Below are 22,979 nucleotides of genomic sequence, written 5' to 3'. Positions count from 1 at the left end.
CGGCGAAGAAGCCCCGGGTTTTTCCGCGCCGCAAGAGTCCCGGTAACGGAAGTGCCACGCAGCGTATGGAACGCGTACAGCAGTTCCTTGACCCCCGTGTGAAGAAAGTGCAGAGCAATGGTGTGGTGCGCAATCCGGCCCGCCGCTATCCGTTGCCGGATGCCGCAACGAGTTCCCGCACCACCGACAAGGCGTCGGCTTCCCTCACCGGTCTCCGCGAATTGGTCCGCGACATGCGCGCCATTCCCGCCGGACATGTGCGGTTCATGACCGTGCCGCGTACCGGGTACCGCGCCGACGCCCCTCCCGGCCGGTTGCCGCACCCCGCCGCCGACCAGCTCTTCCGTGCGCCCGGCGGCCCGGACGGCTTCGGCAACTCCGGCCGTACCCCTTCACCGAACGCCTCGGATACGGCATCCTCCGGTGAGAAGACGGCCAGTTCCCCTGCGCCGCCGACTCCTTCGTGGCCGCCCATTCCGGAACCACCGCAGCGCGCGGGATCTGCGAATAAAAATGCCGCAAAGGTCCTGCCAACGACTCGAATGGATTGGGCGGATTGCCCAGTTGTAGGGAAGTGGAATTTGTCACGGGCGGCGTTCCACGCTGAACTTGGCGGATAGTGTGAGTGATCCGGTCCGCAGACCAGCCGGACGAACGAACGTGAAACACAGGTCCGACCGTGCGCCCGAGGGGAGGCGCCGCGTGGCACCGACGGAGGATGCAGGGCACCGTGGACGCGCAAGGCCGTGGGCGGGCGGGGGACAACGTCGACCCCGCCGATCAGTGGGTACTCAACCCCAGCACCGGTAAGTACGAGCTGCGGCTCGACGCCGCACCCGAACCGGCAGCACCCGATCCCGCACCCAGACGCTCCCGGCGCGCCCCCACCGCGCCGCGGGACGACACCGACACCCGCGAACTCCCCACGCAGCGCGACCGCCGCTCCTCCGCCGCGGCGAAGGACGCGCCGCGCCCCGGTGGCCGCGCCGCAGCCCGTAAGGCCGCCCGCGGCGGCGCCGGGCCCGCCACCTCCGGCCGCCGCAAGGCCAAGCCGAAGAAGTCCGGGAAGCGCAAGGCCCTCCTGTGGACGTCCGGGGTGCTCGGCTTCGTGGTGCTGGCGGGCGGCGGCGGGGTGTTCTACCTCTACCAGCAGCTCAACGGGAACATCGCCAAGGTCGACGTCGGCATCGAGAACGACGCGGTCTCCGACGGCCCGGTGAACATCCTGATCATCGGCACCGACGCCCGCTCGGGTAAGGGCAACGAGGGCTACGGCGACAACGGCAGCGTCGGGCACGCGGACACCACGATCCTGATGCACGTCTCCAAGGACCGTACGAACGCCACCGCGTTGAGCATTCCGCGCGACATGATCACCAACATCCCGGCGTGCCCGACGAAGCAGAAGGACGGGTCGACGAAGACCATCCCCGGCGAGAGCGGGGTGCGGTTCAACACCAGCCTCGGACAGGAGGGCCGGGACCCCGGCTGCACCTGGCGGACCGTCGAGCAGCTGACCGGTCTGAAGATCAATCACTTCATGATGGCGGACTTCAACGCCGTCAAGGAGCTTTCCGAGGCGGTCAACGGCGTGGAGGTCTGCGCCGCGAAGGACATCAACGACCCCAAGTCGCACCTGAAGTTGAAGGCCGGCCGGCACATCGTCAAGGGCGAGCAGGCGCTGGCGTTCGTCCGTACCCGGCACACCGTCGGCTTCGGCAGCGACCTCAGCCGGATCGAACTGCAGCAGCAGTTCCTCAGTTCGATGATCCGGAAGATCAAGTCGGACGCGTTCAGCAGCCCGTCCAAGCTCTACGACATCAGCCAGGCGGCGACCAAGGCGCTGACCGTCGACACCGGTATCGGCAGCGCGAAGAAGCTGCTCGACCTGGGCACCGACCTCAAGCAGGTCGACATCGACAAAATTACCTTCGCCACTGTGCCCGTCCTGGACAACCCACAGGACGCCGCCACCGTCATACTCGACAAGAGCAAGGCCGAACCCCTGTTCAAGATGGTTCAGGCCGACCACATGCTCGCGAAGAAGGGCAAGGGGAAGGGGAAGAAGAAGGCACCGGTGAAGAAGGCGCCGCCGGAGCTGGTCCGTGTCGACGTCACCAACGGCGGCGGGCCACTGGGCGCGGCGCAGGAGACCGTGGACTGGCTGCAGAACGCGAAGGCCGCCAAGCTCTCCACCAACGCGGGCAACGCACCGGCGAAGCTGGCCACCACCCGCCTTGAGTACGCCCCCAACCAGGCCGACCAGGCCGCCACTTTGGCCGACTGGCTGGGTCTGCCGAAGAGCGCACTCAAGGAGTCCACCACGGACGCCGGTGACCGGGTGCCGATGAAACTGACCCTCGGCAAGGACTTCACCGCCCCCGGAACCCCTATTGAGGCGCCGACCGAAACCCCGGACGGCGTGCAGAACGTCAATGCAGATGACAAGAACGTCTGCGCCAAGTGACCTGAACGAGCAGCGGCCGCCCCGCACAGGCGCCGAGCGCACCATTTACCGACCCGGGGAGAGGGCCCGATGCGGCAGAGCAGTGTGCGCGGCGAGCGACCGCGCCGACGCCGGTCCGGAAACCGACAAGAGCAACAGCAGCCGGAGGCAGAGCAGTTGGGCTGGGACGACAGCCTCTACGAGGACGCCGGCCCGCCGCCGGACGCCCCCGGCTGGATAGCCGGCGCCGACGCCGTGTCCGCGGACGGCGCCGGCGAGGGCAAGAGCGACAAGACCGACGGCAAGACGGACGCCAAGAGCGACGGCAGAAGCATCACGGCCGCCAAAGGCGGCAAGGGGGGACGCGGCGGCCGGCGCAGAGCCGCCGAAACCTCCGCGCACGGCGGACGCCGACGCCGCCGTAAGGGCCGTGCACTGCGCTGGACCGCGCTGGGCCTGGGCTTCCTGCTCGTCGGCGGTGCCGGGGCGGGGTACCTCTACTACCAGCACCTCACCGCCAACATCCGTAAGGACAAGCTGGACCTCGGCGACAGCGGGCTGCGCAAGCCGGAGCCGAACGCCTTCGGGCAGACGCCGCTGAACATCCTGCTGATCGGCTCCGACGGCCGGAACAACGACAAGAACATCGAGCTGGGCGGCGCCGCGGAGGACCGCGACCGCAAGCCGCTGGGCGATGTCCAGATGCTGCTGCACGTCTCGGCGGACCGCAGCAACATGTCGGTGATGTCGATCCCGCGCGACACCCGCGTGCCGATCCCCAAGTGCACCGACCCGGACGACGGCCACGTCTATCCGCAGACCACCGCGGCCATCAACCAGTCACTCCAGCACGGCGGTCCGGGCTGCACCGTCGCCACCTGGAAAGAGCTGACCGGCGTCTACATCGACCACTTCATGATGGTCGACTTCGGCGGCGTGGTGGACATGGCCGACGCCATCGGCGGCGTCCCCGTCTGCGTGGACAACAACATCTACTCGCACAACCGCAGCGACGGTCACGGCAGCGGGCTGAAGCTCACCAAGGGCACCCACTCCATCAAGGGCGTCCAGGCGCTCCAGTGGCTCCGGACCCGCTACGGCTTCGAGGACAACACCGACATCGCGCGGGCCAAGGCCCAGCACATGTACATGAACTCGATGGTCCGTCAGCTCAAGGCGGGCACCAAGCTCACCGACCCGGGCAAGCTCCGCGACCTCGCCGAGGCCGCCACCAAGGCGCTCACCGTCGACGACGAGCTGGGCACCCCCATGAAGCTCTACGACCTGGCGGGCCAGCTCCGGGAGGTGCCCACCAAGCGGATCACGATGATCACCATGCCGTGGGAGTACGGCCCCGGTGAGAAGTACGTGATCCCGAAGCCGGTCGAGGCGGAGCAGACCTTCGCGCTGCTGCGCAACGACACCGGGCTGGACGGCAAGGACACCGGCAAGAAGAAGAAGGCCCCGGACCCGAAGCCGTCGATGTCCAAGGACCAGCTGCACGTCACCGTCCAGAACGGCACCCAGAGCACCGTCCTCGGCCCGGCCCCCGGCCGCGCCGCCGTGGTGCAGCAGCATCTCGCGCAGCTCGGCTACACCGCCGCGGGTACCGACTCCCAGCTGATCAGCCAGGCGGACACCACCGTCGAGTACAGCGACAAGAAGCTGCGCGGCGATGCGCTGGCGCTGGCGAAGGAGATCGGGCTGCCGAAGAGCGCGGTGCGGGAGAGCAGTTCGGCCGGCGGGCTGCGTCTGATCGTCGGCGGCGACTGGCGCACCGGCACCGCCTACCCGAAGGCCGCCGGCGACGACGGTTCCAGCAAGGCGCCGAAGAACGACAGCACGCTCAACGGCGAGGACGACAAGGCCTGCATGAAGGTCAACCCGAATTACACCTTCTGACGCCCCCCGGGCGCACACATGAGAGGGGCGGGCCGCCGTGGCCCGCCCCTCTCATGTGCGTCAGGTCCGTACCGCTACGGCGTCGCGGGCTTCACCGCCGGGCGGCGGCTGGCGATGACCTTGCGGGCCAGCGAGCGGGGGCTGGTCAGGAAGCCGACGCCCCAGGCCATGTGCATGGTGGCGAGCGCGACCGGGATCTGGGCGCGCGCCTTCAGGGAGAGGCCCTTGCCCGCCGGGACGGAGCCCGCGGTGATGGCGGCCAGATATCCGGCCGGGACGACGAAGCCCCAGGGGGTGACGGCGGCGCCGACGACGACGCCGGCGGCGATGGCGCAGACCGCGGTCGGCGGGGCGAGGTAGCGCAGGTTGATCGAGCCGGAGTGGTAGCGCGCGACGACGTGGCGCCACTTGCCGTAGTCCTTGTACTGCTTGGCCAGCGCCCTGACGCTGGGCCGGGGGCGGTACTGAACCTTCAGCTCGGGCGAGAACCACACGCCGCCGCCGGCCTCGCGGATGCGGTAGTTCAGCTCCCAGTCCTGGGCGCGGATGAACTCCTCGTTGTAGCCGCCCTGTTGCTCCAGCGCCTCGCGGCGGAAGACGCCGAGGTAGACGGTGTCGGCGGGACCGGCCTGGCCGCCGGTGTGGAAGGCGGCGTTGCCGACGCCGATCTTCGAGGTCATCGCGGCGGCGACCGCGTCCTCCCAGGCGTTCTCGCCCTCGGCGTGCATGATGCCGCCGACGTTCTGCGCGCCGGTCTCCTCCAGGAGCCGGACGGCGGTGGCGATGTAGTTCGGCGAGAGCATGCCGTGGCCGTCGACGCGGACCACGATCGGGTGGCTCGACGCCTTGATCGCGGCGTTCAGCGCGGCGGGGGTGCGGCCCGTGGGGTTCGCGACGGTCTGCACCCGCGGGTCCTCGGCCGCGAGCTCGGCGGCGATCTCCTCCGTACGGTCCGCGGACGGGCCGACGGCGATCACCACCTCCATCTCGCCGGCGTACTCCTGCTCCAGGATGTGCCGGACCGAGTTGCGCAGGTGACGTTCCTCATTGAGCACCGGCATGATCACGGAGACGGCCGGGGGCTGCTGCTGGGGCATGGTTCCTCGGGGGGACGGCCCGCGGCGGAGCCGCCGTCGCGGACGGCAGCGCTCGCCGGGAGAGTGCGATATCCCGGCTCACGTTACCGCTTATGAGTGACGGCAACGGACGGCAGGCGGGTGGTGGGGCGGCCGGGGCCCGGCGTGTAGGACTTTGCAGTAGATCGTATCGACTTACTGTGTTCCCGCAGTTTCCGCCGGATCGCTCCGCCCGCCCCGCCCGCCGTGGCAGGGCCGCGGCGGGCGGCCACCGCTCACATCCGTCCCGCCGCGGAGGTGTCCCCCGTTGACCGTTCCGTCCCGCCCCGCCCGTTCCGCAGTGCGCCGCACCGCCCGGGAGCGCGGGCGCTCACCGCGCAGGCGCTGGGGGCTGCGGATCGCCTCCGTCGCCTCGGTGCTGCTGATGACCGCGAGCGGCGTCGGGCACGCCATGGTCACCGGCGTGGAGGAGGGCATCGGGCGGGTCCACCCGTTCCAGGGGATGCCGGAGCAGGAGCGGCCGACCGGCGGGGACGGGCTGAACTTCCTGGTCGTCGGCACCGACGGCCGGGACAAGATCACGCCGGCGGAGAAGCGGAAGTACCACCTCGGCGGGGCGCCCTGTCACTGCACGGACACCCTGATGCTGGTGCACCTCTCCGCCGGGCGGGACCGCGCCAGCGTCGTCAGCCTGCCGCGCGACTCGTACGCCGAGGTGCCCGCCCACAAGGACGAGGCGACCGGGCGGCAGCGGCCCCGGCACGCCGTCAAGCTGAACGCGGCGTACGCCGAGGGCGGGCCGGGGCTGACCGTCCGCACCGTCGAGCACATGACGGGTGTGCACATCGACCACTATCTGGAGGTCGACTTCACCAGCTTCATGCGGAGCGTGGACGCCGTCGGCGGGGTGGACATCTGCACCGTACGGCCGCTGAAGGACAGCTACACCGGTCTCGATCTGCCCGCCGGGAAGGCGACGCTCAACGGCGGGCAGGCCCTCCAGTACGTCCGCTCCCGCCATATCGACGGCTCCGCGGACCTCGGCCGGATGCAGCGCCAGCAGCGGTTCCTGGCGTCGCTGATCCACAAGGTGACCTCGTCCGGGGTGCTGCTGAACCCGGTGCGGTTCCGGCAGGTCGCCGAGGCGATGCTGACGTCGGTCCGCGCCGACTCCGACTTCACCGCCGACGACCTGGTCGACCTGGGACAGGCGATGCGCGGCTTCACGCCCGCGTCGTCGGAGTTCCTGTCGGTACCGCTCGCCCGCGAGGGGGTGCGGCTGCCGGGCGGCGGGACGACGGTGCGCTGGGACCCGGTCGCCGCCGAGAAGGTCTTCCGGGCGCTGCGGGACGACAAGCCGCTCACCGCGCCGAAGAAGGCGGCGAGCGGGCCGCGGCCGACCGTGGTGGACGTCCCGCCGGACCAGATCCGGGTCCGGGTCGACAACGGCACCGACCGGCACGGACTGGCCAAGGCCGTCGCCAAGGCGCTGGGGTCGGCCGGATTCGTCCCGACGGGCGTCCCCGCGGACGCGCCGGACGGCCCGCACCCGAAGACGCTCATCTCGTACGATCCGCGCTGGGACCGCTCGGCGCAGACCCTGGCCGCCGCGCTGCCCGGCGCCGAGCTGCGCAAGGTGCCGGGGCAGGGCCCGGTGCTGCGGGTGACGGCCGGGCAGGACTACACCGGGGTGCACCCGGTGCGGGCCGAGGAACCGACGCCCGGTGCCCCGGGCATCGCGGCGGTCACCGGCGACGAGGCCGCGTGCCCGTGACCGGGCCGGTGCGGCCCCGTCGCCCGTACGCCCGGCGGGCGGGGCTGACGGCCGCGCTCTGCCTGGTGGCGACGGTGGCGGCGGCCGCCCCGCCGGCTCCGGCGGCGCCGGTCGGCTGCGGCGGTCCGACGGGCGGGCTGCTGTGTCTGCGCGGCCCGGTGGGCCGCCCCGGCGTCTACACCGCGCACTACCGGCGCGGGCGCGCGACCGCCCCCGGCGAGATCGCGGTACGCCTGGGCTACCAGCGCAAGGACTCCCGGATCACCGCGTTCCCCGGGTGGTTCGGCACCGTCCGCACCTCCGGCGGCGCGGCCACCCTGCGCGGCCGGGTGGGGATGGCGGCCGGGGAGTGCATCCGCGGAGTGATGGAGCACGGGGAGCGGGTCTACGTCACCAAGTGGAGCTGCGGCTGACCCGGAGGTCGGCGGCGGCGGGTTCCGGAGGGCGCATCGTGTGGCAGCTGATCTGGGGCATCACGCCCACGACCGTGGCGCTCCACCTGCTGGGGGCGCTGGCCCTGGGCACCGGGCTGGCGCTGTGGGAGGGCCGCGACGCGGCGGACCCGTGGCCGCGCCGGACGGCCGGGGTGCTGCTCGCCGGGTGGCTGGCGCTGCTGCTGGTGGCGACGCTGGCGCCGGTGCAGCCGGTCGGTTCGGGCGATGCGACGGTGTGGTGGCTGCCCGGCGCGGAGCTGTTCGACCCGGGCGCGCCGCTGCTGCCGGACGAGGCGCCGGTACTGGTCCGGGAGCAGCTGGCGGGCGCGGCGCTCTATCTGCCGGTGCCGCTGCTGCTGCGGTTCGCGGCGGGGCGGCGCTCGGCGGCGGGGGCGTTCGGGCTGAGCGTGGCGCTGTGTGTGGTGGTCGAGGCGGCGCAGGCGGTGATGCGGGCGGGCCGGATCGCGGATGTGAACGATGTGCTGAGCGGGGCGGCGGGGGCGGGCCTGGGCCTGGGGCTGGCGGCGCTGGCCCGGTGGGCCGCCGCCGTCATGCGTCGTTCAGGCCCTCGGCGGCGTGCCGTGCGCGCAGCTCCATGATCGCGCGACGCCGGGCGAGGCGGTGGGTGCGGCGGATCTGCGCCTCCTGGTAGCGGCGGCGGTCACGCTCGGTCTCGGTGATCACCGGCGGCACCGGGCGGGGCTTGCCCTCGGCGTCGACGGCGGCGAAGACGAGGTAGGCGGAGCCGACCTGGGTGGCCGGGGTGGACTCGTTCCACCGCTCGGCCATGACCCGGACGCCGACCTCCATGGAGGACCGGCCGGTCCAGTTGATCTGCGCCTTCACATGCACCAGGTCGCCGACGCGGACCGGCTCCAGGAAGGCCATCTCGTCCATGGAGGCGGTGACGGCGGGGCCGCCGGAGTGCCGTCCCGCGACCGCGCCCGCCGCGTCGTCGACCAGTTTCATGATCACGCCACCGTGCACCGTGCCCAGCAGGTTGGTGTCCGCGGCGGTCATGATGTGCGACAGCGTGGTGCGGGAGACGTGGGTGGGCTTGCCCGCGGGGGCGCCCTCCTCGTCGTCGGTCACGAGTTCGGTCATGCGTCCACCCTAAGCGGTGGCGGTGGCGGGCCCGCCGGGAGGACGGGCCTTCGGCTGCCGTGCGGCGCCGTCGCGGGCGTCCGTCATGCGGTTTTCCTCCGCCACGTCGGAATGGTCACATCCGTTCGGGGTCTGCGGGCCCGCTTTGCATCAGCTCTGCAACAGCCGCGCCCCGATTCCACCCCCGCCCTGTAAGACCCCGCACCGCGGCAGGCACACTCCTCGTATGAATGAGTGGCACGGGAACGGACCCTCCCGCGACCAGCGCGGGTACGGACGCGGCAGTGGCGGCGCCCGGCCGGAAGGCGCACGCGCCATGCCGCAGGTGCGGCGGGACGCCGGGCCCGGCTACGGCCGCCCGGGGACGGGAGCGGGCCCGTACCGCGGCTCCGTACCTCCGCAGCAGGCGCAGGGCTACGACGACTACGACGGCTACAACACCGGCCAGGTCTACGGCGGTGGCGGGCCCGGCGGCCCGCAGCAGGGCGGCCGGGGCTCCCGGCCGCGTCCGAACTGGGGCCGCCGCATCAAGTGGACGGTGCTGACCGTCGTGGTGGTCGTCGCGGTCGCCTCCGTCGCCACCTACTTCTGGGCCGACGGCAAGCTGCGCCGCGAGGTGGACCTGAGCAAGGTCATCGACCGGCCCGAGGCGGGCGACGGCACCAACTACCTGATCGTGGGCTCGGACAGCCGCGAGGGCATGACCTCCGAGCAGAAGAAGAACCTCCACACCGGGTCCGTCGAGGGCAAGCGCACCGACTCGATGATGATCCTGCACGACGGCAGCAACGGCCCCACGCTGATCTCGCTGCCGCGCGACTCCGGCGTGGAGATACCCTCCTTCGTCGGCTCCGAGTCCGGGAAGAAGTACCCGGGCACCGGCCGCCGCACCAAGCTGAACGCGGCGTACGCCGAGGACGGCCCCGAGCTGCTGGTGCGGACCGTCGAGTACAACACCAAGCTGCACATCGACCACTACGTCGAGATCGGCTTCGCCGGCTTCGCCAACATCGTGGACGCGATCGGCGGCGTGGAGCTGGACATCCCCAAGGCGTTCAAGGACAAGGACTCCGGCTCCGACTTCCAGGCGGGCAAGCAGACGCTCAACGGCTCGCAGGCGCTCGCCTTCGTCCGCGCCCGTAAGGCGTTCGCCACCAGCGACCTGGCGCGCACCAAGAACCAGCAGAAGTTCCTCGCCGCGCTCGCCAACCAGGCGGCGTCGCCGGGCACGGTGCTCAACCCCTTCCAGCTCTACCCGACGCTCGGCGCGGGCCTGGACACCCTCATCGTCGACAAGGACATGAGCCTGTGGAGCCTGGGCAACATGTTCTTCGCGATGAAGGGCGTCAACAGCGGTGAGGGCACCTCGCTGAACATGCCGATGTCCGGCATCAGGGACGGCTTCGTCATCTGGGACAAGCCCAAGGTCCAGCAGCTCGTCCAGCAGCTCAACAACGACGAGAAGGTCACCGTCGCGGACGGCAACTGACCGCTCCGTCCCCGTACGGCACGACGGCCCCCGGCACCGCGCCGGGGGCCGTCGCCGTACACGGAACGGTCAGCGGTCCGGGGCGGGCCGGGCACCCCGGCGCGGCGCGCGGGACCGCTCGGCCAGTTCCTCCAGCGCCGGGAGCGCCTCGCACAGCAGGCGGCGCCGGTCGGGCGGCAGGGCGGCGATCTCCAGGGCGAGGCGGCTGGTGCTCTCCCGGCGTACGGAGTGCAGCAGCGCGCGCCCGGCGTCGCTGAGGGCGAGCAGGCTGGCCCGCTGGTCCTCGGGGTCGGGGCGGCGCACGAGCCAGCCGGAGCAGTCGAGCAGGTCGGCCATGCGGGAGGTCGTGGAGAGCGCGATGTCCATCCGCGCCGCCAGCTCACCGATCCGCAGCGGCGCGTACGCGTCGAGCACCGCGAGCGCCGCGAGACGGCTCGGGGTGAGGTCGGGGTGGGCCCGGTCGCCCCGCACGAGGGGGAGCAGCCGCAACAGGGCGGCGCGGAGCCGGCCCGCGGCCTCGGCGGTGCCGGCCGGTGCGGCGGGGGACGGCGTACGCGGGGCTTCCGGTCCGCCGCCCGCCGCCGGGAGCGGCCGGTCGGCCGGATCGGCGGTAGTCATCCGGGGCCTCCCGAGGTCGGGGGCGGGGGCGTGCCACCGCCGGGCGGTGCCGCGCCCCGGCCGGGGCGCGGTGCGGGGCCGGTCGGGCGGCCGGGCGCCGAGGATCCGGCCGCCGGGGCCGGGCCGGGCGGACCGGCCGGGCCCCCGGAGCGTACGGCGGCGGGCCGCCGGGCCCCGGCCGCCGCCCCGGCCCCGGACGCCTCCCCGGCCGGGGCCGCGACCGCCCCGCGGCGCCCGGCTCCTCCCCCGGCCCGCTCGTCGTGCACATACCGCCCGCCGCGCAGCAGCGAGGCCACCGCGGCGATCAGGCAGGCGACCAGAGCGAAACCGAACGCCACCGACAGCCCCTGGGAGAACGGGCCGGAGATCAGCTGCGGGAAGAACTCCCGGCCGGTCAGATAGGCGGCGTGGCCGTGCGGCAGCCCGTCGAGGACCTGCGGGCCGAGCAGCGTACGGATCGGGTTGTAGCCCAGCAGCGAGGCGAAGAGCACGCCGACCGGTGGCAGGGCGGCGACCTTGGCGGCGTCCGCGGCCGGTACGCCCTGCGCGGTCAGGCCGTCGGTCAGGGCGTGCGGCAGGGAGGCGGCCAGCCCCGTGATCATCAGGGAGAAGAAGATGCCGATGGAGAGGACCATCGCGGAGTTCTGGAACGTGGTGGAGATCCCGGCGCCGACGCCACGCTGGTCGGGCGGCAGGCTGTTCATCACCGCGGCCCGGTTGGGCGCGGCGAACAGGCCCATGCCGACGCCGTTGAGCAGCAGGATCACGGCGAAGACGCGGTAGTCGAAGTCGACCGGCAGCCGGTCCAGCGCCACGAACGTCGCGGCCGCCAGCAGCATCCCGCCGGTGGCGAAGGTCCGGGCCCCGAACCGGTCCGAGGCCCATCCGGAGACCGGCCCCGCCACCAGGAACCCGAGCGTCAGCGGCAGCATGTAGATACCGGCCCACAGCGGGGTCTCGGTGAAGCCGTAGCCGTGCCGGGGCAGCCAGATGCCCTGGAGCCAGATGATCAGCAGGAACATCAGACCGCCGCGGCCCAGCGAGGCGAGCAGGCTGGCGAGGTTGCCCGCGGTGAACGCCCGGATCCGGAACAGCCCGAGCCGGAACATCGGCTCGGCCACCTTCGACTCGACGACACAGAAGACGACGAGCAGCGCCACCCCGCCGGCCAGCGCGCCCAGCACCCCGGGGTTGGTCCACCCCATGGTGTGCCCGGCGTAGGGCTGGATCCCGTAGGTGATCCCGGCGAGGACGGCGATGAGTCCGGCGGCGAAGAGGACGTTGCCCCACCAGTCGGGCCGGGCGGGGGTGCGGATGCCGGTGTCGCGCAGCTTCAGATACGCCCAGACCGTCCCGAAGACGCCGAACGGCACCGAGACGAGGAAGACCAGCCGCCAGTTGACCGGCCCGAGCAGTCCGCCGAGCACCAGCCCGACGAAGGAGCCCGCGATCCCGGCGACCTGGTTGAGCCCGAGGGCGAGACCGCGCTGCCGGGCGGGGAAGGCGTCAGTGAGGATCGCGTTGGAATTCGCCATCAGCAGCGCCCCGCCGACGCCCTGGAGCACCCGCATCCCGATCAGCCACAGCGCCCCGGCCGTGCCGTGCAGCCAGGTCACGGAGAGCAGCACCGAGAAGACCGTGAAGACGGCGAAGCCGAGGTTGTACATCCGGGTGCGCCCGTACATGTCGCCGAGCCGCCCGAAGCTGACCACCAGCACGGCGGTCACCACGAGATAGCTCATGATCAGCCAGAGCAGCAGCCCGGTGTTGCCCGGGCGCAGCGGATCGACGCCGATGCCGCGGAAGATGTCGGGCAGCGCGATGAGCATGATCGACATGTTGATCGAGGCGATCAGCACCCCGAGGGTCGTGTTCGACAGCGCGACCCACTTGTGGCGTGGCCCGGGAACCCACCGCGGCTCACGGCCCGCGGCGGCGCGAGGCACCGGATCGTCAGCGGAATTTCCCACGGGGACCACTCCCACCGGGACGTTCACTTGCTTGACATCAACCAATTTAGTCCCGGCCGCCGCGCACGGCCAGAGACACGGAACGGCCCCCGGGCGGGAACGCCGGGGGCCGTCATTTCCGAGTGGGGTACCGCCTTACGGCAGGTTCCGCGCCATGACGATGCGCTGCACCTGGTTGGTGCCCTCGTAAATCTGCGTGATCTTGGCGTCGCGCATCATGCGCTCGACCGGGTAGTCGCGGGTGTAGCCGTAGCCGCCGAGGAGCTGGACGGCGTCGGTGGTGATCTCCATCGCGGCGTCGGAGGCGTAGCACTTGGCGGCGGCGCCGAAGAAGGTGAGGTCCTCGTCCTTGCCGCCGGCCGAGATGCGCTCGGAGCGGGCGGCGGCGGCGTAGGTCAGCTGGCGGGCGGCCTCGACCTTCATCGCCATGTCGGCGAGCATGAACTGCACGCCCTGGAAGTCGCCGATCGGCTTGCCGAACTGCTTGCGCTCGCGGACGTAGCCCTTGGCGTAGTCCAGCGCGCCCTGGGCGATGCCCAGCGCCTGCGCGGCGATGGTGATGCGGGTGTGGTCGAGGGTCTTCATCGCGGTGGCGAAGCCGGTGCCCTCGGCGCCGATCATGCGGTCGGCAGGGATGCGGACGTTGTCGAGGTAGACCTCGCGGGTCGGCGAGCCCTTGATGCCGAGCTTCTTCTCGGGGGCGCCGAAGGACACGCCCTCGTCGCCCTTCTCGACGACGAAGGCGGAGATGCCCTTGGACCGCTTCTCCGGGTCGGTGACGGCCATGACCGTGTAGTACTCGGAGACACCGGCGTTGGTGATCCAGCGCTTCACGCCGTTGAGGACCCAGTAGTCACCGTCGCGGACGGCCTTGGTCTTCATGCCCGCCGCGTCCGAACCGGCGTCCGGCTCGCTCAGGCAGTACGAGAACATCGCGTCGCCCTTGGCCAGCGGGCCCAGGTACTTCGCCTTCAGCTCCTCCGAGCCGGAGAGGATCACCGGGAGCGAGCCGAGCTTGTTGACCGCCGGGATCAGCGAGGACGAACCGCAGACCCGGGCGACCTCCTCGATGACGATCACGGTGGCGAGCGCGTCGGCGCCGGCGCCGCCGTAGGTCTCCGGTACGTGGACGGCGTGCAGGTCGTTGGCGACCAGCGCGTCGAGCGCCTCCTGCGGGAAGCGCGCCTCCTCGTCGACGGCGGCGGCGAACGGTGCGATCTTCGCCTCGGCGAGGGCACGCACCGACTCACGGAGCATGTCGTGCTCCTCCGACGGCCGGTACAGATCGAAATCAGCGGTTCCCGCCAAGGTTTCTCACTCCCCTGAGAGCTGAGCTAACTACCGTTAAGTAACCCGTTCCGCTCCGGATTCTAGGCGCCCCGGGCCCGACGGGATACGTGAGGTTGCCGACAGACCATCCGTTCCCCGGTGGCCGGTGCCCGACGCCCGTCCACAGGGGCCCGACTATGCTCGGTCAGCGCCTTTTCGCCCGTCCGTCACCGATCCCGCACACCGCACACCGGCGCGCCGCGCCGAAAACTGGTTTGGAGCATCCATGGCCCTCAAGATCACCGTGATCGGCACCGGCTACCTCGGCGCCACCCACGCCGCCGCCATGGCCGAGCTCGGCTTCGAGGTCCTGGGGCTGGACGTCGTCCCCGAGAAGATCGAGATGCTGCGGCGCGGCGAGGTCCCGATGTACGAACCGGGACTGGAGGAGCTGCTGCGGCGCCACATCGACGGGATCGAGGGCTCCACCGGCCGGCTGCGCTTCACCACCTCCTACGAGGAGGCCGGGGCCTTCGGCGATGTGCACTTCGTCTGCGTGAACACCCCGCAGAAGCACGGCGAGTACGCCTGCGACATGTCGTACGTCGAGAGCGCCTTCACCTCGCTCGCCCCGCATCTGACCCGTCCGGCGCTGGTCGTCGGCAAGTCGACGGTGCCGGTGGGCAGCGCGGCGCGGCTGTCGCGGCTGCTGGCCGCGGCGGCACCGGCGGGCGAGGCGGCGGAGCTGGCGTGGAACCCGGAGTTCCTGCGCGAGGGGTTCGCGGTGAACGACACCCTGCACCCGGACCGGATCGTCGTCGGCGTCGAGAGCGAGCGGGCCGAGGCGCTGCTGCGGGAGATCTACGAGAAGCCGGTCGCCGAGGGCTCGCCGTTCGTCGTCATGGACTACCCGACCGCCGAGCTGGTGAAGACCGCCGCCAACTCCTTCCTGGCGACGAAGATCTCGTTCATCAACGCCATGGCGGAGGTGTGCGAGGCGGCCGACGGCGATGTGATGAAGCTGGCCGAGGCGATCGGGCACGACGAGCGGATCGGCAAGAAGTTCCTCCGCGCCGGCGTCGGCTTCGGCGGCGGCTGCCTGCCCAAGGACATCCGGGCGTTCATGGCCCGCGCCGGTGAGCTGGGCGCGGACCAGGCCCTGACCTTCCTGCGCGAGGTCGACTCGATCAACATGCGGCGCCGCGGCCACATGGTCGAGCTGACCCGGGACGCAGTCGGCGGCAGCTTCCTCGGCAAGCGGATCGCCGTCCTCGGCGCCACCTTCAAGCCGGACTCCGACGACGTCCGCGACTCCCCCGCCCTCAACGTCGCGGGCCAGATCCACCTCCAGGGCGGCCAGGTCACCGTCTACGACCCGAAGGGCATGGAGAACGCCCGGCGGCTGTTCCCGACGCTGGGCTACGCGGCCGGCGCGCTGGAGGCGGTCCGCGGTGCGGACGCGGTGCTGCATCTGACCGAGTGGCGGGAGTTCCGGGAGCTGGACCCGGCGGTGCTGGGCGAGGTGGCCGCCGAACGCCGCATCCTGGACGGCCGCAACGCCCTCGACCCGGAGCTGTGGCGGAAGGCCGGCTGGAGCTACCGGGCGCTGGGGCGTCCGCAGGCGTAACCCCGTCTTCTCCGTTCCGCCCGGCCGGGCCCGCTCCGGCCGGGCGGTCGTGCGTTTCAGCCGGATTCCGCGCGGCGGGCGCGGTAGCTGCGCATCTTCGCCCGGCTGCCGCAGACCGCCATGGAACACCAGCGGCTGCGCCCGGCCGGACTCCGGTCGTAGAACACCCACCGGCAGTCGTGGGCCTCGCACGCCTTCAGACGCGGCCAGGTGCCGTCGGCGGCGGCCGTGGCCACAGCGGCGGCCAGCAGTGCGACGAGCCGGTCGGCACCGCGCAGCCCGGCGGCCGGGCGGAGCGCGGGGGCGCCGTCGGGGGCGAGCGCGAGGACGAGCGGGCCGCGGGCCAGCAGCCGGTCCAGGGCCCGGGCGTCGGCGGGCGGCGGGGGGCCGCCCGCGGTGTGCGCGAGGCAGACGGTGCGCAGCGCCTCCCGCAGCTCGGTCAGGGCGCGCAGGGCCGCCGGGCCGCCGTCCGCGGGGGCGAGCGGGGGCAGGCCGTGGGCGGCGAGGAAGGCGTCGAGCCCGCCGTCCGCGGTCAGCGCGTCCGTGCCGGTCTCGATGTCGAGGGTGTTCACCAGGTCCTGCACCGGAAGGAGGGACGCCGGCGCTGTTCGGTCCGCCACCCTTGCCACGTTACCGGCCGACCGCCATCATGCAGTAACGCAGTTACCCGTAAACGGCTTGAGGAGGTAACGACATGGCGCTGATCGAGCTGGGTGTCGTCGCGCTGGACTGTCCCGACCCGCGGGCGCTCGCCGGTTTCTACGCCGAGCTGCTCGACTGGCGGGTGACGGGCGAGGGGGACTGGTTCGAGGCCGTCGGACCGCAGGGCCGCCGGCTCGCGTTCCAGGAGGTGCCGGACCACCGGCCACCCCAGTGGCCGGGCCAGGAGCAGCCCCAGCAGTGCCACCTCGACTTCAACGTACGGCGCGCGGACGCCGAGGCGGCGCAGGAGAAGGCCCTCGCCCTCGGCGCGAAGCTGGTCCAGCAGGACGACGCCCGGCAGAGCTGGCGGGTCTACCTGGACCCGGCCGGCCACCCGTTCTGCCTCTGCTTCGTCGGCTGACGGCGGCGCGGCCCCGCCGGCCCGGAGGCACGAAGCGCACCGGCGGGCCCCGTCCGTGACAGGGCCCGCCGGTGCGTGAGGGGGTGCGCTCAGCCGTCCAGCTGCTCGATCGTGGCGATCGACTCCGGGCGGCGGGCCTGCTCCGCGCGGGCCACGTCCTCCGCGTCCCGCAGCGTGCGGACCGCGTTGCGCCAGGTCAGCTTGGCGAGATCGGCGGTGGACCACTTACGGTCCAGCAGCTCGCCGAGCAGGTTCGGGTAGCTCGCCACATCCGCCAGGTCGGTCGGGGTGAAGGCGGTGCCGTCGTAGTCGCCGCCGAGCCCGATGTGGTCGACGCCGGCGACCTCCCGCATGTGGTCGAGGTGGTCGGCGACAATCGCCGCGGTCGCCTCCGGCATCGGGTGCGCCGCCCGGAACTCCCGCTGCACCGCCATCGCCTCGGGCGTGGTGTCGAGGTGGTGGAAGCCGTGGGCCCGCATGTTCTCGTCGGCCCGCAGCACCCAGGGGCCGACCTCCTGGTGCACGAACTTCGGCACGAAGGTCGCCATCGCGGTGCCGCCGTTGGCGGGCAGCTGCTCCAGGACGTCGTCGGGGATGTTCCGCGGGTGGTCGCAGACCGCGCGGGACGAGGAGTGCGAGAAGATCACCGGCGCGGTGGAGACCCGCAGCGCGTCCCGCATCGTCGTGGCGGCGACGTGCGAGAGGTCGACGAGCATGCCGAGGCGGTTCATCTCCCGCACGACCTCCTCGCCGAAGGCGCTGAGGCCACCGGCGCGGGGCTCGTCCGTCGCGGAGTCCGCCCAGGCGAGGCTGTCGTTGTGGGTGAGCGTCAGGTAGCGGACGCCCAGCCGGTGCAGGGCCCGCAGGGTGGCCAGCGAGTTGTTGATGGAGTGGCCGCCCTCGGCGCCCATCAGCGAGGCGATGACGCCGTCGGCGCGCGCCGCCTCCATGTCGTCGGCGGTGAAGGCGAGCCGCAGCGCCTCGGGGTGGCGGGCGGCCATCCGCCGCACCACGTCGATCTGTTCGAGGGTGGCGCTGACCGCCGTGTCACCCGCGAAGTCGGCGCGGACGTACACCGACCAGAACTGCGCGCCGACGCCGCCGGCCCGCAGCCGCGGGATGTCGGTGTGCAGGAACTCCGACTGGTCACCGGCGATGTCGCGGCGGTCCAGGTCGTAGCCGACCTGTGTACGCAGCGCCCAGGGCAGGTCGTTGTGGCCGTCGACGACGGGGTGTTCGGCGAGCAGAGCGGCGATGCGCGGGTCCACCGCGGCGGCCGTCATCACTTGCTCCCGAAGCCGAAGCCGGCCGGGGAGGCGACCTTGTTCCGCAGCCGCTTGCCCTTCTCGGTGGCCTGGTCGTTCAGCTCCTGCTGGAACTCCCGCATCCGGCCGAGCAGTTCCTCGTCGTGCGCGGCGAGCATCCGCGCGGCGAGCAGCCCGGCGTTGCGGGCGCCGCCGACGGAGACCGTCGCGACCGGCACCCCGGCGGGCATCTGCACGATGGAGAGCAGCGAGTCCATGCCGTCCAGGTACTTCAGCGGCACCGGCACCCCGATCACCGGCAGCGGCGTGACGGAGGCGAGCATGCCCGGCAGATGGGCGGCTCCCCCGGCGCCCGCGATGATCGCCTTGAGACCGCGCCCGGCGGCCTCCTCGCCGTACGCGATCATCTCGTGCGGCATCCGGTGCGCGGAGACGACGTCGACCTCGTAGGGGATCTCGAACTCGTCGAGCGCCTTGGCGGCGGCTTCCATCACGGGCCAGTCGGAGTCGGAGCCCATGACGATGCCGACGAGCGGCGCGGTGCCGGGGGAGCTGTTGGTCATTCGGTGATCGTTCCTCGCAGGTAGCCGGCGGCGTGCGCGGCGCGCTCGCGCACGTCGGCAAGGTCGTCGCCGTAGGTGTTGACGTGACCGACCTTCCGGCCGGGCTTCACGTCCTTTCCGTACATGTGGATCTTCAGCTGCGGATCGCGTGCCAGGCAATGGAGGTACGCGGAATACATGTCCGGGTAGTCGCCGCCGAGGACGTTGGCCATCACCGTCCACGGGGCGCGCGGGCGCGGGTCGCCGAGCGGGAGGTCGAGCACGGCGCGGACGTGGTTGGCGAACTGCGAGGTGATCGCGCCGTCCTGGGTCCAGTGGCCGGAGTTGTGCGGGCGCATCGCCAGTTCGTTGACGAGCACCCGCGGCTCGCCGTCGGGACCGGGGACCTCGAACAGCTCGACCGCGAGGTGACCGACGACGCCCAGCTCCGCCGCGATCCGCAGCGCCATCTCCTGGGCGTGCGCCGCGAGATCGGGGTCCAGACCGGGCGCCGGGGCGATGACCGTGTCGCAGACGCCGTCGACCTGGATGGACTCCACGACGGGGTAGGCGACGGCCTGGCCGTGCGGTGAGCGGACGACGTTGGCGGCCAGTTCGCGGGTGAAGGGGACCTTCTCCTCGGCCAGCACGGGCACCCCGGCCCGGAACGGCTCGGCCGCCTCCTTGGAGGAACGTACGACCCAGACGCCCTTGCCGTCGTAGCCGCCGCGGACCGTCTTGAGGATCACCGGGAACCCGTCGCCCTCCCCGGCGAACGCCTCCACGTCCTCGGGACCGGAGACGATGCGGTGCCGGGGACAGGGCACGCCCAGCGCGTCCAGTCTCGCCCGCATCACCCCCTTGTCCTGGGCGTGCACCAGCGCCTCGGGGCCGGGGCGGACGGGGATGCCGTCCGCCTCCAGCGCCTTCAGGTGCTCGGTGGGTACGTGCTCGTGATCGAAGGTGATCACATCGCAGCCACGCGCGAAGGAGCGCAGCGTGTCCAGGTCGCGGTAGTCGCCGATGACGACTTCGCTGACCACCTGGGCCGCCGAATCCTGCGGGGTGTCGCTGAGGAGCTTGAACTTGATGCCGAGGGGGATGCCCGCCTCGTGGGTCATACGGGCGAGCTGACCGCCACCGACCATGCCGACTACCGGGAACGTCACGCCCCCAGCGTATCCGTACGGGCGTGCCACTCCGAAGGGTGGTGTTTGGAGGATCGTCCGAGAGTGGCCGTACGGCGGGGGCAGTGTGCGGAGCGTGATCTTCCGTATCACCTCGGGCGGGCGTCGCTGCGCGCGCCCGCGCGCGGCGACGTCCGGGAAACGCTGGTTAGCATGAGGGGCGGTCCGGGACGACCGGCCGGGCCGGCCGCCACCGACAGGGAGCAAGACGATCACCATGAGTGAACGGAGCGCGCTGCGGTCGCGGCTGGAGCAGCTCCTGCGGGAGGTCGCCAAGTTCGGTGCCGTCGGCGGCGCCGGGGTGATCGTGAACTTCGCGGTCTTCAACCTCGTACGGCATCTGACGGAGCTGCCGGTCGTGCGGGCCAGCGTCATCGCGACGGTCGTGGCCACCGGCACCAACTACCTCGGCTACCGCTACTTCACCTACCGCGACCGCGACAAGCAGGGCCGCACCCGCGAACTCTCGCTCTTCCTGCTGTTCAGCATCGCCGGACTGATCATCGAGAACGGCATGCTCTACGCGGCGACGTACGGCTTCGGCTGGGACTCCCCGCTGCAGAGCAACGTCTTCAAGTTCCTCGGCATCGGCGTCGCCACCCTCTTCCGCTTCTGGTCGTACCGCACCTGGGTCTTCCGCACACCGGACGGCACCGAGCCGCTGCCGGACGCGCTGCCCCGCGAGCCCGAGCAGGCGCGGGAGCGGCAGCCGCAGGCGCACGGCGCCCCGCGCGGGTAACGGGCCGGACCCGGGCGGTCAGCGGGCCCCGGACCCGCGACGAGGCGCGCGCTCACGCCTCCGGCGGCTCCGCCTCGCGGGCCAGGAAGAGGGCGAAGACCGGCGGGCGTTGCTGGAGCAGTTCCAGCCGTCCGCCGTCCGCCTCCGCCAGATCGCGGGCGACGGCGAGGCCGAGCCCGGTGGAGTTGCGGCCGGAGACGGTCCGCTCGAAGACCCGTGAGCCGAGGTCGGCGGAGACGCCGGGGCCCGCGTCGGTGACCTCCACCACCGCCTGGTTGCCGGTGACCCGGGTGCGCAGCGCGACCGTGCCGTCGCCGTGCATCAGCGAGTTCTCGATCAGGGTGGCGAGCACCTGCGCCACCGCGCCCGGCGTGCCGACGGCCCGCAGCCCCTTCTTCCCCGAGCGGACGATGGAGCGGGCGGCGCTGCGGTAGGCGGGCCGCCACTCCTCGACCTGCTGTTTGACGATCTCGTCGAGGTCGAAGGCGACGGCGGAGCCGGACCGCGGGTCACGGGAGTTGGTGAGCAGCCGCTGGACCACGTCGGTCAACCGCTCGACCTGGGCCAGCGCGATGGTGGCCTCTTCCTTGACGGTGTCCGGGTCGTCGGTGAGCGTGATCTCCTCCAGCCGCATGGAGAGCGCGGTCAGCGGGGTGCGCAGCTGGTGGGAGGCGTCGGCGGCGAGGCGGCGCTCGGCGGTGAGCATCCGGGCGATCCGCTCGGCGCTGGAGTCCAGCACATCGGCGACCCGGTCCAGCTCCTGGACGCCGTAGCGGCGGTGGCGGGGGCGGGGGTCGCCGGAGCCGAGGCGTTCGGCGGTCTCGGCGAGGTCGGTGAGCGGCGCGGTGAGCCGGTGGGCCTGGCGGATCGCGAGCCCCACCGCGGCGACGATCGCCAGCAGCGCCACCGCCAGGATGACCAGCAGGGTGCGGCCGATCTCCTCGTTGACGGCGGCGCGCGACTCCTGGACGGTGACCTGCTCCCCGCGGTCGCCCGAGACCTGCGACTGGATGACGTCACCGGTGGGCCGGGTGCCGATCTCGATCGGCGCCTTGCCGGGCACCTTGATCCGGGCGTAGCGGTGGACGGTGATCTGTTCGGAGAGGGCGTCCGGCGTGACCTTCTCGCCGCTGCCGATCCGGCTCTCGACGATGCCGACCAGCCGCACCGCCTCGGACGCCACGCTCTCCTGGGCGCCCGCCTGGATGGTGCGGGTCTCGACGACGACGAGCGAGAGGCCGAAGACGGCGATCACGACGAGCACCACCGCGAGGGTGGAGTTGATCAGGCGGCGGCGCACGGTGCCCTCCGGGCGGGGGTTGCGGTGGTCTGTCTCGGCGTCCCGCCCGGCAGGGCCTGCCCGCGGCCGCGGCCGGGCCCCGGGTGCGTCAGCTCTTCTCGAAGCGGAAGCCGACGCCCCGGACGGTGGCGATGTAGCGCGGGTTGGCGGCGTCGTCGCCGAGCTTCTTGCGGAGCCAGGAGATGTGCATGTCGAGGGTCTTCGTCGACGACCACCAAGTGGTGTCCCAGACCTCACGCATCAACTGGTCACGGGTGACGACCCGGCCCGCGTCCCGCACCAGCACCCGCAGCAGGTCGAACTCCTTGGCGGTGAGCTGCAGCTCCTCGTCGCCCATCCACGCACGGTGCGATTCGACGTCGATCCGCACGCCGTGGGTGGCCGGCGGCTGCTGCGGTTCGGCGGTGGAACCGCGCCGCAGCAGCGCCCGGACGCGGGCGAGCAGTTCGGCGAGGCGGAAGGGCTTGGTGACGTAGTCGTCGGCGCCGGCGTCCAGACCGACGACGGTGTCCACCTCGTCGGCGCGGGCGGTCAGCACCAGGATGGGGAAGGAATGACCTTCGTTGCGCAGCCTGCGCGCGACCTCCAGGCCGTCCATGCCGGGCAGTCCCAGGTCGAGTACGACCAGATCGATGTGGTCCTGGAGGCCGGCGTCGAGCGCCGTGGGGCCGTCCTCGCGCACCTCGACTTCGTAACCCTCGCGGCGCAGTGCGCGGGCGAGCGGCTCCGAGATGGACGCGTCATCCTCGGCGAGCAGTACACGGGTCATGGCCCGATGGTAGTCCGATGCACCGTGGCCAGGGGGCGAGCGGGGCGGGCGGGACGACATATGCGACAGGGGGGCGGCGAGCTTTGCCGACCCGCCGGAATGGTTCCCTGCAACGAATGTGAGCGTTGTCTCACCCCTCCCAACGCCGGTCGAACGGGACGTATGGTGGGCCGAACGTCCATCGCACAACCGCCGGGGCCCTCGGCACCTCACGGGTGTCCGCGGTCCCCAGTTGTGTGCAGGGTGCGGTACACCGTGCCCGGTGCACAGCGATTGACCTGTCGACCGGGTCCGCCGCGCCAAGAATGACGGGGGGCGTGGATGGCGGTGTACGACCGTCCCGCCGGCTCCCCCTCGGGTGGCGTCGATCCCCTCGGACGTGGGGTTCGCGGGCAGGTCTACGCC

The 22,979-nt window shown here is 72.0% G+C and carries 21 protein-coding genes; 10 read left to right on the top strand and 11 right to left on the bottom strand.

Features of this window, described 5'->3' with window-relative positions:
- Positions 1-65 precede the first annotated feature (65 nt).
- The 3 genes from ACF1BH_RS21745 (at position 66) to ACF1BH_RS21735 (ending at position 4,348) form a co-directional block, all read left to right on the top strand.
- Entirely contained in the window at positions 66-620 is a 555-nt protein-coding gene (locus ACF1BH_RS21745; RefSeq protein WP_391644517.1) for a hypothetical protein, read from the top strand.
- A 110-nt stretch (positions 621-730) separates the two neighbouring features.
- A complete protein-coding gene (locus ACF1BH_RS21740; RefSeq protein ID WP_391644515.1) occupies positions 731-2,467 on the top strand; it encodes an LCP family protein in 1,737 nt (578 codons plus the stop codon).
- A gap of 69 nt (positions 2,468-2,536) precedes the next feature.
- Positions 2,537-4,348, top strand: a complete 1,812-nt coding sequence (locus ACF1BH_RS21735) for an LCP family protein (protein WP_391644513.1) — start codon at positions 2,537-2,539, stop codon at positions 4,346-4,348.
- A gap of 74 nt (positions 4,349-4,422) precedes the next feature.
- On the opposite strand, the gene ACF1BH_RS21730 is transcribed toward ACF1BH_RS21735, so the two are convergent.
- Positions 4,423-5,445 (bottom strand): glycosyltransferase family 2 protein, encoded by a 1,023-nt coding sequence (locus tag ACF1BH_RS21730; RefSeq protein WP_391644511.1) that lies wholly within the window; start codon positions 5,443-5,445, stop codon positions 4,423-4,425.
- Between the two features lie 370 nt (positions 5,446-5,815).
- Here ACF1BH_RS21730 and ACF1BH_RS21725 point away from each other — a divergent pair, with 370 nt between their 5' ends.
- From ACF1BH_RS21725 to ACF1BH_RS21715, 3 genes are read left to right on the top strand one after another with little or no spacing between them, the layout of a single operon-like run.
- Positions 5,816-7,198: an LCP family protein gene (locus ACF1BH_RS21725; RefSeq protein WP_391644579.1), complete on the top strand. Its 1,383-nt coding sequence runs from the start codon at positions 5,816-5,818 to the stop codon at positions 7,196-7,198.
- A complete protein-coding gene (locus tag ACF1BH_RS21720; protein ID WP_391644509.1) occupies positions 7,189-7,611 on the top strand; it encodes a hypothetical protein in 423 nt (140 codons plus the stop codon). Before ACF1BH_RS21725 ends, ACF1BH_RS21720 begins: the two co-directional genes overlap by 10 nt.
- A 38-nt stretch (positions 7,612-7,649) precedes the next feature.
- Positions 7,650-8,231 (top strand): VanZ family protein, encoded by a 582-nt coding sequence (locus tag ACF1BH_RS21715; RefSeq protein WP_391644507.1) that lies wholly within the window; start codon positions 7,650-7,652, stop codon positions 8,229-8,231.
- Here the strand turns inward: ACF1BH_RS21715 and ACF1BH_RS21710 are convergent.
- Complete coding sequence (locus ACF1BH_RS21710; protein WP_391644505.1) at positions 8,182-8,736, bottom strand: acyl-CoA thioesterase; 555 nt, start codon at positions 8,734-8,736, stop codon at positions 8,182-8,184. The genes ACF1BH_RS21715 and ACF1BH_RS21710 overlap by 50 nt on opposite strands.
- 226 nt (positions 8,737-8,962) lie before the next feature.
- Here ACF1BH_RS21710 and ACF1BH_RS21705 point away from each other — a divergent pair, with 226 nt between their 5' ends.
- On the top strand, positions 8,963-10,225 hold the full coding sequence (locus ACF1BH_RS21705) for an LCP family protein (RefSeq protein ID WP_391644503.1): 1,263 nt from the start codon (positions 8,963-8,965) through the stop codon (positions 10,223-10,225).
- Between the two features lie 69 nt (positions 10,226-10,294).
- Here the strand turns inward: ACF1BH_RS21705 and ACF1BH_RS21700 are convergent, their stop codons facing one another.
- From ACF1BH_RS21700 to ACF1BH_RS21690, 3 genes are all read right to left on the bottom strand, one after another.
- Positions 10,295-10,843, bottom strand: a complete 549-nt coding sequence (locus ACF1BH_RS21700; protein ID WP_391644501.1) for a MarR family winged helix-turn-helix transcriptional regulator — start codon at positions 10,841-10,843, stop codon at positions 10,295-10,297.
- Complete coding sequence (locus ACF1BH_RS21695; RefSeq protein WP_391644499.1) at positions 10,840-12,813, bottom strand: MFS transporter; 1,974 nt, start codon at positions 12,811-12,813, stop codon at positions 10,840-10,842. The genes ACF1BH_RS21700 and ACF1BH_RS21695 overlap by 4 nt, the downstream gene beginning before the upstream one ends.
- Positions 12,814-12,948: 135 nt before the next feature.
- Complete coding sequence (locus tag ACF1BH_RS21690; protein ID WP_391644497.1) at positions 12,949-14,121, bottom strand: acyl-CoA dehydrogenase family protein; 1,173 nt, start codon at positions 14,119-14,121, stop codon at positions 12,949-12,951.
- A 247-nt stretch (positions 14,122-14,368) separates the two neighbouring features.
- Here ACF1BH_RS21690 and ACF1BH_RS21685 point away from each other — a divergent pair, with 247 nt between their 5' ends.
- Entirely contained in the window at positions 14,369-15,709 is a 1,341-nt protein-coding gene (locus tag ACF1BH_RS21685; protein ID WP_391644495.1) for a UDP-glucose dehydrogenase family protein, read from the top strand.
- Between the two features lie 56 nt (positions 15,710-15,765).
- On the opposite strand, the gene ACF1BH_RS21680 is transcribed toward ACF1BH_RS21685, so the two are convergent.
- On the bottom strand, positions 15,766-16,329 hold the full coding sequence (locus ACF1BH_RS21680) for a CGNR zinc finger domain-containing protein (protein WP_391644493.1): 564 nt from the start codon (positions 16,327-16,329) through the stop codon (positions 15,766-15,768).
- Positions 16,330-16,403: 74 nt separating this feature from the next.
- Between ACF1BH_RS21680 and ACF1BH_RS21675 the strand changes: the two genes are divergently transcribed.
- On the top strand, positions 16,404-16,772 hold the full coding sequence (locus ACF1BH_RS21675; RefSeq protein ID WP_391644491.1) for a VOC family protein: 369 nt from the start codon (positions 16,404-16,406) through the stop codon (positions 16,770-16,772).
- A gap of 89 nt (positions 16,773-16,861) precedes the next feature.
- Here ACF1BH_RS21675 and ACF1BH_RS21670 read toward each other — a convergent pair whose 3' ends face one another.
- The 3 genes from ACF1BH_RS21670 to ACF1BH_RS21660 are packed head-to-tail and all read right to left on the bottom strand — an operon-like array spanning position 16,862 to position 19,727.
- Positions 16,862-18,055, bottom strand: coding sequence for a dipeptidase (locus ACF1BH_RS21670; protein ID WP_391644489.1), 1,194 nt, complete (start codon positions 18,053-18,055; stop codon positions 16,862-16,864).
- Positions 18,055-18,600, bottom strand: coding sequence for a 5-(carboxyamino)imidazole ribonucleotide mutase (gene purE / locus ACF1BH_RS21665; protein ID WP_391644487.1), 546 nt, complete (start codon positions 18,598-18,600; stop codon positions 18,055-18,057). The genes ACF1BH_RS21670 and purE overlap by 1 nt, the downstream gene beginning before the upstream one ends.
- Complete coding sequence (locus ACF1BH_RS21660) at positions 18,597-19,727, bottom strand: 5-(carboxyamino)imidazole ribonucleotide synthase (protein ID WP_391644577.1); 1,131 nt, start codon at positions 19,725-19,727, stop codon at positions 18,597-18,599. The genes purE and ACF1BH_RS21660 overlap by 4 nt, the downstream gene beginning before the upstream one ends.
- Positions 19,728-19,983: 256 nt before the next feature.
- On the opposite strand from ACF1BH_RS21660, the gene ACF1BH_RS21655 reads away from it, so the two are divergent.
- Positions 19,984-20,505, top strand: coding sequence for a GtrA family protein (locus ACF1BH_RS21655; RefSeq protein WP_391644485.1), 522 nt, complete (start codon positions 19,984-19,986; stop codon positions 20,503-20,505).
- A 52-nt stretch (positions 20,506-20,557) separates the two neighbouring features.
- Here the strand turns inward: ACF1BH_RS21655 and ACF1BH_RS21650 are convergent, their stop codons facing one another.
- Positions 20,558-21,805 (bottom strand): ATP-binding protein, encoded by a 1,248-nt coding sequence (locus ACF1BH_RS21650; RefSeq protein ID WP_391644483.1) that lies wholly within the window; start codon positions 21,803-21,805, stop codon positions 20,558-20,560.
- A gap of 88 nt (positions 21,806-21,893) precedes the next feature.
- Entirely contained in the window at positions 21,894-22,574 is a 681-nt protein-coding gene (locus tag ACF1BH_RS21645) for a response regulator transcription factor (protein WP_030282226.1), read from the bottom strand.
- Between the last annotated feature and the right edge of the window lie 405 nt (positions 22,575-22,979).

It is taken from the genome of Streptomyces sp. NPDC014733 (assembly GCF_043083385.1).
Lineage (GTDB): Bacteria > Actinomycetota > Actinomycetes > Streptomycetales > Streptomycetaceae > Streptomyces.
This window is presented reverse-complemented; position numbering and strand designations above follow the sequence as displayed.